The organism is Octadecabacter algicola, from assembly GCF_021532625.1.
Lineage (GTDB): Bacteria > Pseudomonadota > Alphaproteobacteria > Rhodobacterales > Rhodobacteraceae > Octadecabacter > Octadecabacter algicola.
Window position 1 is genome coordinate 1,270,970 of the sequence record NZ_JAKGAR010000001.1, and the last position, 12,663, is coordinate 1,283,632.

At 55.5% G+C, this 12,663-nt stretch carries 15 protein-coding genes; 5 read left to right on the forward strand and 10 right to left on the reverse strand.

Features of this window, described 5'->3' with window-relative positions; all coding sequences use genetic code 11:
• Nucleotides 1–23 precede the first annotated feature (23 nt).
• Entirely contained in the window at nucleotides 24–554 is a 531-nt protein-coding gene (locus tag L0666_RS06295; protein ID WP_235259450.1) for an EF-hand domain-containing protein, read from the reverse strand.
• 194 nt (nucleotides 555–748) lie between these two features.
• Here L0666_RS06295 and L0666_RS06300 point away from each other — a divergent pair, with 194 nt between their 5' ends.
• Both L0666_RS06300 and L0666_RS06305 read left to right on the forward strand, forming a co-directional pair.
• The gene (locus L0666_RS06300) at nucleotides 749–1,138 is read left to right on the forward strand and encodes a DUF983 domain-containing protein (protein ID WP_235259451.1); all 390 of its coding nucleotides are present in this window, start codon (nucleotides 749–751) and stop codon (nucleotides 1,136–1,138) included.
• A 21-nt stretch (nucleotides 1,139–1,159) separates the two neighbouring features.
• A complete protein-coding gene (locus tag L0666_RS06305) occupies nucleotides 1,160–1,849 on the forward strand; it encodes an NUDIX hydrolase (protein WP_235259452.1) in 690 nt (229 codons plus the stop codon).
• On the opposite strand, the gene L0666_RS06310 is transcribed toward L0666_RS06305, so the two are convergent.
• The 7 genes from L0666_RS06310 to bcoG form a co-directional block, all read right to left on the reverse strand.
• Nucleotides 1,846–2,751, reverse strand: a complete 906-nt coding sequence (locus L0666_RS06310) for an EamA/RhaT family transporter (RefSeq protein WP_235259453.1) — start codon at nucleotides 2,749–2,751, stop codon at nucleotides 1,846–1,848. The two genes, L0666_RS06305 and L0666_RS06310, sit on opposite strands and share 4 nt — an antisense overlap.
• A gap of 73 nt (nucleotides 2,752–2,824) precedes the next feature.
• Nucleotides 2,825–3,577 (reverse strand): SDR family oxidoreductase, encoded by a 753-nt coding sequence (locus tag L0666_RS06315; protein WP_235259454.1) that lies wholly within the window; start codon nucleotides 3,575–3,577, stop codon nucleotides 2,825–2,827.
• Nucleotides 3,577–5,049, reverse strand: a complete 1,473-nt coding sequence (locus L0666_RS06320) for a carnitine 3-dehydrogenase (protein ID WP_235259455.1) — start codon at nucleotides 5,047–5,049, stop codon at nucleotides 3,577–3,579. The genes L0666_RS06315 and L0666_RS06320 overlap by 1 nt, the downstream gene beginning before the upstream one ends.
• Nucleotides 5,050–5,134: 85 nt before the next feature.
• The gene (locus L0666_RS06325; protein ID WP_235259456.1) at nucleotides 5,135–5,455 is read right to left on the reverse strand and encodes a hypothetical protein; all 321 of its coding nucleotides are present in this window, start codon (nucleotides 5,453–5,455) and stop codon (nucleotides 5,135–5,137) included.
• Nucleotides 5,452–6,006 (reverse strand): lipocalin/fatty-acid binding family protein, encoded by a 555-nt coding sequence (locus tag L0666_RS06330; protein WP_235259457.1) that lies wholly within the window; start codon nucleotides 6,004–6,006, stop codon nucleotides 5,452–5,454. Before L0666_RS06330 ends, L0666_RS06325 begins: the two co-directional genes overlap by 4 nt.
• An 11-nt stretch (nucleotides 6,007–6,017) precedes the next feature.
• Nucleotides 6,018–6,206, reverse strand: a complete 189-nt coding sequence (locus L0666_RS06335) for a hypothetical protein (protein ID WP_235259458.1) — start codon at nucleotides 6,204–6,206, stop codon at nucleotides 6,018–6,020.
• 5 nt (nucleotides 6,207–6,211) lie between these two features.
• Entirely contained in the window at nucleotides 6,212–7,123 is a 912-nt protein-coding gene (bcoG, locus tag L0666_RS06340; protein ID WP_235259459.1) for a 3-dehydrocarnitine:acetyl-CoA trimethylamine transferase BcoG, read from the reverse strand.
• 77 nt (nucleotides 7,124–7,200) lie between these two features.
• Here bcoG and L0666_RS06345 point away from each other — a divergent pair, with 77 nt between their 5' ends.
• A complete protein-coding gene (locus tag L0666_RS06345) occupies nucleotides 7,201–7,656 on the forward strand; it encodes a GNAT family N-acetyltransferase (protein WP_235259460.1) in 456 nt (151 codons plus the stop codon).
• Here L0666_RS06345 and L0666_RS06350 read toward each other — a convergent pair.
• On the reverse strand, nucleotides 7,653–8,693 hold the full coding sequence (locus L0666_RS06350; RefSeq protein WP_235259573.1) for an aldo/keto reductase: 1,041 nt from the start codon (nucleotides 8,691–8,693) through the stop codon (nucleotides 7,653–7,655). The genes L0666_RS06345 and L0666_RS06350 overlap by 4 nt on opposite strands.
• Nucleotides 8,694–8,862: 169 nt before the next feature.
• Between L0666_RS06350 and L0666_RS06355 the strand changes: the two genes are divergently transcribed.
• Entirely contained in the window at nucleotides 8,863–10,098 is a 1,236-nt protein-coding gene (locus L0666_RS06355) for an MFS transporter (RefSeq protein ID WP_235259461.1), read from the forward strand.
• A 53-nt stretch (nucleotides 10,099–10,151) separates the two neighbouring features.
• Nucleotides 10,152–10,985: a DMT family transporter gene (locus L0666_RS06360; RefSeq protein WP_235259574.1), complete on the forward strand. Its 834-nt coding sequence runs from the start codon at nucleotides 10,152–10,154 to the stop codon at nucleotides 10,983–10,985.
• An 81-nt stretch (nucleotides 10,986–11,066) separates the two neighbouring features.
• Here the strand turns inward: L0666_RS06360 and L0666_RS06365 are convergent, their stop codons facing one another.
• The gene (locus L0666_RS06365; RefSeq protein ID WP_235259462.1) at nucleotides 11,067–12,596 is read right to left on the reverse strand and encodes a calcium-binding protein; all 1,530 of its coding nucleotides are present in this window, start codon (nucleotides 12,594–12,596) and stop codon (nucleotides 11,067–11,069) included.
• Nucleotides 12,597–12,663: the final 67 nt, after the last annotated feature.

Genomic DNA, 12,663 nt, shown 5'->3' on the forward strand with positions numbered 1-12,663 from the left:
ATCCGCCGTGCCACGGGTCGTTCTTAGTTGTCGCCGCGCGGGCCACGTTCGCCGCGTTCGCCACGCTCACCGCGTTCGGCCATACGTGATTTCGCTGCTTCAAACTCTTCAGCGCTAACCGTGCCGTCTTCGTTGGCATCTACGCGGTCAAACATGCGCTCAAGGTTTGGTCCACGACGACCTTGACGGTCTTCCATCTGGGCTGCCATTTCTTCAGCCTGCAAAAGTCCGTCACCATTGGTGTCCGCATTTTCGATCCGTTCAGCAAGACGTTCGTTGGCACGTTCGGCACGCTGAGCGTCGCGTTGCGCAGTCATTTCTTCGGCAGACAAACCACCGTCTCCGTTTGTGTCTGCTGCTGCAAAGCGTTCTGCTGCAAGTGTCTGCATTGCTGTTTCGATTTCTTCGAGCGTTACGCCGCCGTCTGCATTGACGTCGAGCTGTTCGAATGTTGGCATTTCCATACGCTGGCCACGGTCGTTATCACGCGCATCTGCTGTTGCCGCTACTGTCGCGCCTGCTGCGATTGCTGCCACAAGAATAAAGGTCTTCATTTTTTAGTTCCAATCTTTGGTTTGTATTGAGCGACGTCTTAGCCGCTGATGTAAGTGAAACGGGACAGCTCGAAATTTCCGTCGTTTTTGCACCAAAAAAATTTTCAGACCGTGCGCCGCGACACTTTCGCCTATAGTCTCTGGCCTTAAAAACAGGCCACAAAGACGGGATTAATGTTTAATGAGGTGACCAGATGTCCCAAGACGCTGCCCCGACTGCCGAACGCCCGACAAAGCCCGCAATCTGGAACGGATTGCGCCGCTGCTGCCCAAACTGTGGCGAAGGGAAGATTTTTGATGGTTACCTGAAAGTCGTGGACAACTGCCCTGTCTGCAACGAAGACTTATCTCATAGCCGCGCAGATGATGGGCCCGCCTATCTTACTATTCTGGTCGTCGGACATGTTCTGGCGATCCTTATGCACCTTGGATTTTCTCAATTCCGGCCGGACCCGCTCTTGTTTGCCTCTGTGCTGACGGTGATTTGTGTTGGGTTGTCTCTCTTTCTATTGCCGCGCTTTAAGGGCATGATCATTGGGATTCAGTGGGCCCGCAGAATGCATGGGTTTGGCGGCACCACATAAGCCACGAAAGCAAGCTATTTGATGAGCGATCAAATCGACAAGACAGCGGTACGCGATGCGGCAACCGTCATCGTGCTGCGTGATCGTGAAACAAAACCACGTGTTTTAATGGGACAGCGCGGGGCGTCTGCGGCCTTTATGCCAAACAAATACGTCTTTCCAGGGGGCGCAGTTGATACTGTCGACGGTGCGATAGACTTATCGTTGCCAGCCAAAACACAGGCAAACCTGAGCGAAGACAGCACACGATCCGCGACAGCCCTTGCCGCCGCCGCAATACGGGAATTGTGGGAAGAAACGGGGCAGATATTGGGGCGAGCCGCCAATTGGCCAGACCCGCCCAAAGGCTGGCGTGGGTTTGCAGCATCAGGCCATTTGCCCGACGCATCTGCGCTTGATTTCGTCTTTCGAGCGGTAACACCGCAAGGCCGCCCCCGCCGCTTCGATGCTCGGTTCTTCGCGGTTAATGCGTCCCGTCTGGCCAGCGACCCTGATGATTTCACCCGTGCAGAAGATGAATTGAGCCATCTGCACTGGGTTCCTTTGGATGAAGCCCGCGCGCTCGACCTGCCGTTCATCACAGAAGTTGTCTTGGCTGAAATTTCCGCGTCGTTGCGGCGTGGTCCGGCGCCCAGCGTTCCATTCTTTCGCAACGATGATGAAACGCATTTGGTGACGCGGCTCGGCGGACGTAGCCCGCTGGACGTCTAAGTCACTAGGATCAACGCCAGAACCGATAGCATCAACAAAGCACCACCCCAAAGCTCTCTCGCTGTGATCTTTTCTTTGAAAAAGAAAAACGAGACAAACAACGAAAACAGCAATTCTATCTGCCCCAAGGCCTTAACGTAGGCCACGGTTTGCAATGTGAACGCGATAAACCAGCTGGCTGATCCAATCATACTGGTGATCCCGACCAGCCCCGCGATACGCCAGTTCGCCAAAACCCGGCTGATCTCCCCTGCTTCGCGCAGACGTAGATAGGCAGCCATCGCGATGGTCTGAGCGGTCGTCACACACGCGAGCGTCAACGTCGCCCGTAAGAACACGTCGCCAGTTTCAAGCGACAGCGACGCCCCGCGATAACCAACACCGGAACAGGCAAACAGCAGACCAGATGCCAGACCCAGCCCAGTTGCACGATTTAGGATCCGTTTGCGCCACGGATCGCTGGATACCGTTGGCGGATCAGAAAGCAGCAACACACCCGCCACACCGATTAGGATGACCGCAAAGCCCCAGCTTGAGACGCCTTCGCCCAAAACGATAAGACCAACGAACACGGCCATGAGGGCCTCTGTCTTTTTGAATGTGATACCAACCGCGAAGTTACGGTGCGCAAAAAGGGCCACGACGCACATCGTCGCCAAGATCTGAGCCAATCCACCCGCCAGCGCATAAGGCCAGAAACGTGCAGGAATTTCGGGCAGGTTTTGCCCCGTGAGGGCGGCGTAAATCAGAACGCCAAGCGCGACCAAAGGCGCGGAATAAACGAACCGCGCAAACGTCGCCCCCGCCGTGCTAAGCCGCGTCGCGCGCAGTTGCTTTTGTAACCCGAAACGGGCCGTCTGTGCCAAAGCGGCCAAAATCGTGACGTAAATCCAAGCGTCCATTCGCTACTCATGACGAGTTTGCCGTCCAGAAGCCAGACAGGAATGGTCTTGGCCAAGTATGGACGGGCTGCTTTTACGGCTTTGGGTCGGGATTTTCCGTATGGCCATCAACCGAAATAACCTGCCCAGAAACCCGCCCCGCGCCACTGGACGACAAAAAGACCGCCATATCTGCGATGTCGGATGCCCGCACAAAAGTCTTCATCGAGGTGCCAGCGGCATAACCTTCATAGACAGCATCACGCGACATACCCTTGGCAGCAGCTTCGCGTTCGAGCACGCCTTCCATACGCGGCCCTTCGACAGCGCCTGGGCAAATCGCATTCGCCCGAACACCAAACGGGCCAAGCTCCATCGCCAATGTCTTCATCAATCCAATAACGCCCCACTTGGCCGCCGCATAAGGCGCGCGGTTGGGATAGCCAAAGACACCCGCCGTGGATGACGTCAGCACGATCGCCCCTGCCCCCGCCGTCTTCATGATGGGGGCGGCGTATTTCGCAGTTAGGAACGCACCACCGAGGGTAACGTCAACGCAGGACTTCCAATCGTCCCACGCCACGTCTTCGACCTTAGCCGTTGGTCCCGCGACACCCGCATTTGCACACACGACGTCTAACGGCCCCGTCGCTGAAACCTCTGCAAACAGTGCTGACATATCGCTTTCGGATGCCGCATCTACACGCCGCATCGTCCAGTTATCCGGACATGCCGCGAGCGCGGTTTCATCAACATCGGTGACCCAAACGTCATATCCCGCTGCTTCAAACGCCTGCCCCATTGCATACCCGATGCCAGACGCCCCTGCGGTGATCAAAACACGCATCAGCGTTTGCCGACAGCTGCACCGGCACCAATCGGGCGTGGCAGCTTCGCGTGTGCCGTTGCAAGTTCCGAAAGCGCCGCTGCTACCTGTGGTGCCGGATTGCTGGCCGCGCGGGTTTTGAGGTCGACGTGGATAAGCATATGCTCACCAGTGGCCAAGGCGCGGTCGCCTTCATACATCGTGTGGAACAGTTGCATCTTCTTCCCTTCACCAAGCAAGACCTGTGTCTCAACCCTGATCCGCGCACCTGCGTGCACTTCATCCAGATGGCGGATGTGCGTTTCGGCGGTAAAATAGCTCCCGCCGGACGCTATATAGTCAGGCGTGCAGCCCACAATCAGCATCAAACGATCAGTGGCGTCGCCAAACGCCTGCAGATAGCGCGCTTCGTTCATGTGGCCATTATAATCGGTCCAATCCAGCGGCACGGCACGGTCCACCGTTTTCACCGGGCGAGTTATATCCGCGACATCGGCCAGACTGTTTGGGATCACATTCTGCGCGTTCATGACCTTATCGTGGCCATTCAACACGGCGCCAGCACCCCAATCCCGTGCCTTGAGTGTGCGCATCATACCAACCAAGTTGGCGTCTCGATGGCGTTCTAGTTCACGAATGCTGTACATGCCGGATTGGGCATCTGACTGGTCCGCGATTTGATCGATCAGCTCATCTGTAAGCTCCGGAACATCCATCAGTTTGGTCCACGGCCATGACAGGCACGGGCCGAACTGTTCGATAAAGTGGCGCATACCGGCCTCTCCGCCTGCGATACGGTAGGTTTCAAACAACCCCATCTGTGCCCAGCGCAATCCGAAACCCATGCGGATCGCTTCGTCAATTTCGCTCGTCGTCGCGACGCCGTCTTTGATCAGCCAAAGCGCCTCGCGCCAGACGGCTTCAAGGAAGCGGTCCGCGATATGCGCGTCGATCTCTTTCTTAACGACAAGGGGGAACATACCGATCTGTTCCAATACCGTCTTTGCCCAGTCCACAGCACGCGGGTCATTATTATCGCCCGGCACCAATTCGATCAGCGGCAAAAGGTAAACTGGGTTAAACGGGTGTGTGACCATGATCTGCGTCGGATCTTTGGCGCCCTGCTGAAGCTCGGAAGGTTTGAACCCTGATGTCGACGAGCCAATGACGGCCTCCGGATCAAGGTGCGCCTGCACTTCGGCAAATACTTTGTGCTTTAACTCTAGCCGTTCTGGCACGCTTTCTTGCACCCACGACGCACCCGATACGGCTTGTTCAAGTGTATCGCAAAACGACAATTCGCCTTCGGCAGGCATCGGCATGTCATACAATCCAGGCAAGGACGCCCGCGCATTATCAAGAACCTCACCGATCTTGCGCTGCGCCTCTGGGTCTGGATCAAAAACCCTGACATCCCAACCATTTAACAGGAACCTTGCGGCCCAGCCGCCCCCGATTACACCACCGCCGATGATTGCCGCTACTTGTGCCAAAGCTTGCCCCTTTAATGTCAAAAGCCCCGCTCATGCGAGGCTTTTTTAGTAGGGACGTCAAGCCAATTAACGACCAATTGCGGCGTTAACCGTCGACGACTTCGGCCGTCTGTGGAACAGGACTGCCTGGATGATCAAATTCATTAGCCGGGACAGGTTCGCGGCGCACACGTGGATCACATGCGATCATCGGGCTGCCACTGTCGCGAATGATGATACCGCCACGAGAACGGCACTCTTCGAAACCCATATTGGACCCAAGAACGAGGAATTCCATCCGGCCGTTACCGCCGCCTGTCACCGCGCTCGCCATCGGGAAGCCAGCCCCACCACCAGTCGGCATTGCGATCTCGTCACAGCCCGTCAACGCCAAAGCGCACCCTAGTCCTACAATTAAACGATTCATCTTCTTACCTCTTGGAGTCGTGACACATCATAACCAAACCAATCCATAATGTCCCGTGCCGCAGTGATGCGATCACCCCCTCCGGTCGGATTTTTATCCATGATCCAGCCAAATTCCCCTGTCGGAATGCCTATAGCCACCGTACGGGTATCAAAATCCATCCACATCACCCAGATTTCTCCATCAAACAAAACCGTTTGATCCCCTGTCGGCTTCCAGCGACCAGGGCCAACGGCTTCAAGTAAAACAAGGGTTTCAAACTCTGCGCAGGTGCCATCATCACAGCGATGCGTCATCACATTCATCTGCAAAGCGCCTTGCGGCAGAGTGCTGATGGAGATTTCATGGGCCGGACCGGGTTGGCCAGCAAATCTTTGCCGAATGACCCAATTACCAGCCATTCTGTCAGCCGTAACGTCAGTTTGGGATGCAATTTGTGCCGACTGATCCCTGAATCGTTCCATGACGATGGGAATTTCAGGGCTCTCAGGTTCTTGGGCCAAACAAGCCGCCAAAATGACAAACGGCAGCACCTTAAAAAATCGCTTCATTCCACCCCTCGTCAGGGATCCATCGAGCAAAACCCGCCATCTGACCCCATCACAATACGCCCACCCAAACCGTTACAGGTGGTTTCTTCAACCATTGTCACACCAAATGGTTCCGGCAAAGGGGCTGGGGCCGGAACAGTTGTGCAAGCGGACATTCCGCCAAGCAGGATGGCCCAAATGGCACAGATGACAGGTTTCACGGGTGTTACCCTCGGGGCGCTTGCTTCACCAACCCCAGCTTTTCACGGACTTCTGCTGGGCCAATGACCCGTGCACCAAGGTTTTCAATAATCCCATGCGCCCGCTCAACGAGTTGCGCATTGGTCGCCAGCACGCCCTTATCGAGCATCAAGTTGTCCTCAAGACCGACGCGCACATTGCCACCTGCCAACACGGACGCCGCAACGAAGGGCATCTGGCTGCGGCCAAGCCCGAAGGCGCTGAACGTCCATTCATCCGGCACGTTATTCACCATTGCCATGAATGTATTCAGGTCATCAGGCGCGCCCCATGGAACACCCATGCAAAGCTGAACAAGCGCGTCCGGTTTTAGAATCCCTTCGGCAACCAGCTGTTTGGCGAACCAAAGGTGGCCTGTATCAAAGGCCTCGATTTCAGGTTTCACACCGAGGTCAGTCATCATTTGGCCCATCGCACGCAGCATGCCAGGCGTGTTGGTCATCACGTAGTCAGCCTCGGCAAAATTCATTGTACCGCAGTCGAGCGTACAGATTTCCGGCAAGCATTCAGCAACGTGGGCAACCCGTTCTGTCGCCCCGACCATATCGGTCCCTGCCACGGTGGGCAGCGGGCTTTCAACGCCACCAAAGACGATGTCCCCCCCCATGCCTGCCGTCAGGTTCAAGACTACGTCGACATCTGCGGCCCGAATTCTGTCCGTTAGTTCGCGGTATAGGTCTAGATGCCGGCTTGGCACGCCACTTTCAGGATCGCGCACGTGACAATGGACCACTGCAGCCCCTGCTTTGGCGGCATCAATTGCCGACGCGGCAATCTGTTCAGGAGAGCGCGGCACATGTGGGCTGCGATCTTGCGTGCTGCCTGATCCGGTGATGGCAGCAGTGATGAAAACGTCGCGGTTCATGGTCAAAGGCATTGGGAATCTCCTGTATTTGCCTGAACCCTAGTCCCACCATCTTGACACGCAAGGCCTCAAAACGCCTCTAATGGCTCATGAACGACATCGCCTCCGCCACCCGTGACGACCTACCTGTTCTCTATGAAATGATTTGTGCTCTTTCGGCATTTCATGGGGATGAAGCGCAGGTCTCTTTGGCCCATCTAGATGACATCTTTTTCGGCCCTGCCCCGATGGGCACCGCGTTGATCGCCAAACAGGACGGATCACCTGTAGGTTATGCGGGCCTAACGCCTACAATGGTCCTACACGAAGGCAAAATCCGCGTCGATATTCACCACCTATTCGTCGTTGAAACGCACCGCAGCACAGGCGTCGGCACCGCGCTGATCCTTGCCGCGAAATCGCACGCAAGAAAGATCGGCGCGACCCGATTGACCATTGGGACAGACCCGAGCAACGAAACCGCCATTGCAGCTTACCGAGCGATGGACATCCTCAAAGACATTACAGGCGCAGGTCCACGATTCATGGTTGATTTGACGACCTAATACGGCATCGGGTGCAGACGGTGCACGGCGTCAATATCGGCCTTCGCCTCAGCAGACAGTTCGATGTCTTTACCGTCCAACAAAGACGCCAATTGTTCGGACGTGGTCGCGCCAAAGATCGCGCTCACTTTGAACGGGCGGGATCGTTGAAATGCCATCGCCATATGTTCCAACTTCATCCCGTGTTTGTTGGCTACATCTTGGTAGGCGTCCACGGCCACAAATGCGCGCGGCGTCACCCGCCCGCCAAGTTTCGGCCCATGAGTCATGCGCGACCCTTCCGGAATTGCACCGTTTTGGTATTTACCCGTCAGAAGCCCCGTGGCCAGAGGCGAATAAGAGAAACAGACGACGTCTTCGTTGACCGACATCTCAGCCATGTCGGTGTCGTAAAGACGATGAAGAAGCGAATATTCGTTCTGCACCGACGCCATGCGCGGGGCCCCGATTTCTTCGGCGACATCGATCCACTTTGTCGATCCCCATGCAGATTCATTGGACATGCCGAACGCACGGATCTTCCCTGCCTGTTCCGCCTGTTTCAGTTTCTCAAGAACGCCGCCCATGTGGTCGATCGTCTGCTGGCGGTTCTGTTTGCTTGGGTCGAACGACCAATTTTGACGAAACGCATAAGACCCACGCATGGGCCAATGCAGTTGGTAAAGGTCGATGTAATCAGTTCCGAGACGTTGCAGATTTCCGTCCAAGATAGACAGAATATTTTCGGGGCTATATCCCTCACCGCCACGGATCATCTGGCTATCGCCGCCCGCTTTGGTTGCGATAATAGCATCCTTGCGGCGGCCCGTTTTGGCGATCCAATTGGCAATGCACTTTTCTGAATTTCCGACAGTTTCTTTGCGGATCGGGTTAACGGGATACATCTCTGCGGTATCCATAAAATTGATCCCCGCATCGAGGCACATGTCAATCTGGCGATGTGCGTCATCTTCGGGGGTTTGGGTGGAAAATGTCATCGTGCCAAGGCACCAATCGCTGACATTAATGCCTGTCCGGCCAAGTTCGATCTGTTTCATAGCGCCCTCATGTTTTCTTAGCGGAAACATAACCTTGGAACGGCGCTGCACAACCCGTTGTTCCCGTGATTTGGTCATCCCGGTGTTAAATTCAGCCGATACGACATCCACGACACAATAAGTCGAATTAGCCCTAGCGCTGGCCAGTAGTTCCAGCGCTTATGGCCCTATGCGGATGTTTATCTCTTTTGCAGCCCTGTTTTTAGCGGCTCTTCTCCTGCAGCTCTCTTCGGGGGCTGTCGGACCTCTGGATGCTTTGACAGGGTTGGGAAGCGGTTTCAGCACTGGCGAAGTCGGATTTCTGGGCTCCATGCACTTCGTCGGGTTCTTTGTCGGCTGTTGGTGGGCGCCGCGTTTGATGGGCGACGTCGGCCATTCGCGTGCCTTTGCGGTTTTCACCTCCATGGGCGCGATTGGCATGGCGGGCCATATCCTTGTGTTTGACCCGACGGCCTGGGCTTTCTTACGGGTCATGTCTGGGATTTGCATTGCGGGTTGCTACACCGTGGTTGAAAGCTGGCTACAAGCCAAAGTCACCAATGAAAACCGTGGTCGCGCCATGGGGATGTACCGCGTTGTAGACATGGGCGGCAGCTTGATTGCACAACTTCTAATCGGGAGTTTAGCCAGCATGGAAACCTATGTGGCATACAATCTGCTAACAATCCTGTGCTGCGCTTCCCTTTTGCCACTCGCTCTGACCCGTGTTCCCCAGCCCGACACGCCAAAGGCACCGCGCCTACGCCCGGGCCTTGCATGGCGCATGTCGCCTCTTGCGGTTGCTGGAGTACTTGTGGCGGCCTTGTCGGGTGCATCGTTTCGTATGGTCGGGCCAATCTACGGTCAGGAAGTCGGCCTCGAGGCAAGCCAGATTGGCTTGTTTCTTGCGGCCTTTGTTGCGGGCGGTGCGGCTGCGCAATATCCGGCCGGTTGGCTGGCCGACAAATATGACCGTCGCTGGGTGCTGATCTGGTTGTCTGTGGCGTCCGTGCTGTCATGTGCTGTCACGGTTGCCGCATCTGGACTTGGCACCGTTGGCGTAATGGCCAGTGCAACTTTCTTCGGCTTCACGACATTTCCAGTCTATTCGGTTGCCGCATCCCACGCCCATGACTTTGCCACCTCCGAGGAGCGGATAGAACTGTCTGCCGCATTGATGTTTTTTTATGCCGTCGGCGCAATTGCGGCGCCTTGGGTCACGTCATTGCTAATCGAAAACTTTGGCCCCGCCGCATTGTTCTACTTTATCTCCGCCGGCCATATTCTATTGCTGGTGTTCGGCCTGAGCCGGATGAAAGTGCGCGAAACCCGCGAAGATCGCACGCCCTACATTTACGCGCCGCGTACATCCTTTACGATTGGGCGGCTCTTGGGGCGTTCGCGTGACCAGAAAGACGAAAATTGACACCATCACCGCCCAAATCTGACAGCCGCTACAATCTTATCGGTAGCCTTTGGATGATCGCTGCGATGGCCGCTTTCGCAGTCGAAGACGCACTTCTCAAGGCCGCTTCCACGACGCTACCAGTCGGTGAAATCCTGATACTCTTCGGGCTGGGTGGCGCTTTGGTTTTCGCGGTGATTGCCTTGCTTGGCCGCGACCCGTTATTTCCGGCAGCCGTGCTATCACGCCCTATGCGCATCCGCGCAGTGTTCGAGATTACAGGACGGTTGTTTTATGTGCTGGCCATTGCGTTGACGCCTTTATCCGCGGCCACGGTGATCTTACAGGCGACACCGCTGGTGGTGGTTGCCGGCGCTGCATTGGTATTTGGCGAAACTGTTGGCTGGCGCAGATGGGGTGCAATTATAGTCGGATTGATCGGCGTCATTATCGTTGTCCAACCTGGGGCAGACGGTTTCTCGGCCCTATCAATCTTCGCGATCTTAGGCATGTTAGGCTTTGCGGGGCGCGACTTAGCCAGCCGTGCAGCCCCCAAGTCACTGAGCACGACCATACTCGGTCTTTACGGTTTTCTGGCGGTCGCTGTCGCCGGGGCGATGTTTTCTCTGTGGCAAGCCAAGCCATTCGTGTGGCTTGATTGGCGAACAACGATCTACATGCTCGCCGCGATATTCACAGGCGCTGGCGCCTATGCATGCTTGATGAAAGCAATGCGCACGGGCGAGGTTTCCGCAGTCACGCCATTTCGATACACACGGCTATTATTCGGCATCGCCCTCGGGGTCATGCTATTTGACGAAGCCCTAAGTGGGGCAATGATTTTCGGGTCAGGACTGATTGTGTTGTCTGGATTGTTCATTCTGTGGCGCGCGAAGCAAACGCCTTAGTTTCACATCAGAGTGGGCGGCCAGTTGGTGCAGTAGCGACCCCGCGCACGGGATCGCTCTTAGTGCATGATGGAAAACTCGTCAGAGGATGAAATCATCCGCCGTCAGCGTTGTAACACCTGACACCAGAATACGCATGTCAGCGACCCCGCTGCCGTCTGTATCAAGGTAAACATTCGTGTCCCCACCAGCCGAAACCACTGCGCGCAGTTCGGGTGCAGTGCCCGAAAAGCCCGCCGATCCAATGAACGCAAATGCAGGGCTGCTAAGTTGGCTGACCCCGATCAGATCAACACCCACTTCGAAATCGCGGATGATATCGCGGTCGGTGTTAGTATTGGGACTGTCGGTGATTGAGGTGAACAAAAACTGATCCTCGCCGGACCCGCCAAACAGACGGTCACTGCCAGCGCCGCCATACAGCACATCAAGCCCAGCATCGCCGCGCAGAATGTCGTCGCCATCGCCGCCGAACAGAACGTCTTCGCCTGCTTTGCCCAGCAGACGATCATCGTCGTCTTCACCGTAAAGCACGTCATCACCGACGCCGCCGTCCAAGACATCGTCATCACTGCCGCCAAACAACACATCATCACCGTCAGCGCCGCGCAGGATGTCATCGCCAGCGTCACCGAAAAACTCGTCTTCGCCAGATGCGCCCGTTAATGTGTCATCACCGCTACCACCCACGATAGACCCAGCCACGGCACCATCCCCGATTGCACGGTAGATATCGTCGTCACCGCCCAAATCGACATCCCCGTCTATGAGGCCGAAGTTAAGCAATTTATCATCACCGTTGCCTAGGTTTACGTCGCCCCCGATCAGCCCGCTGTTGGCCACGTCCTCGATTCCAGCCCCGCCCTGCATGCCGGCAACGTTTCCTGAAATTGTACCGTGGTTGTTGATATCACTGACGAGAATCGTACTGTTAGAATTATTGACAAAGCCGTATGCGTCGCCAACAATTTGACCAAAGTTGTTCAGCGTGAACTCACTCCCAAAAAGATTAGACATGATTACGACACCGGATCCATCTTGAGAGGACGTTCCAATGATCCCGCCATCCAAATTGGTAATGACAGACGCACCACCGCGAACCACAACCCCATGGTCTACAAATTCATCCGTCCGGTCGTTCGCACTTCCCATAATCGTGCCGCTATTTACGATCGTGGCATCCGTATCCCACAAAAGGACGCCGGATGTCCCTGAAATCTGACCGCTGTTGTTTAATGTCGCAGATGGATCGCCGAAGAAAATGCCAAACATGTCCGACCCCAAAATTGTGCCGTAATTGGTAACGGATGCATTCTCCCCTTCGAAATTCAACGCCCCAGTGCCGGCATCTTCTAGAGTTCCGATTACCGATCCAGTTTCCAAGATGGTCAGAGTGATGTCGTCCCCGAACGCCATGATGCCTCGATTGTCGCCGACAACGGTTCCTGCGACTGTGATATCAACGTTGTCAGCCGACGTGCTCCCGTAAATGCCGTCGCCTGTCGTTGAAATGACGTGCACGCCTTCTAGGATTAAAATTTCATCATCGGTCGTAAGGGTTACGCCATTTGCTGTCCCGATGATGTCGCTAGAAACTACGGTAAATGTCATTGATCTTTTCCAATATATCTTAGGTTTCAAATTTATTTGGCTTCAAAGCGGACCCTTGAAAAGGATG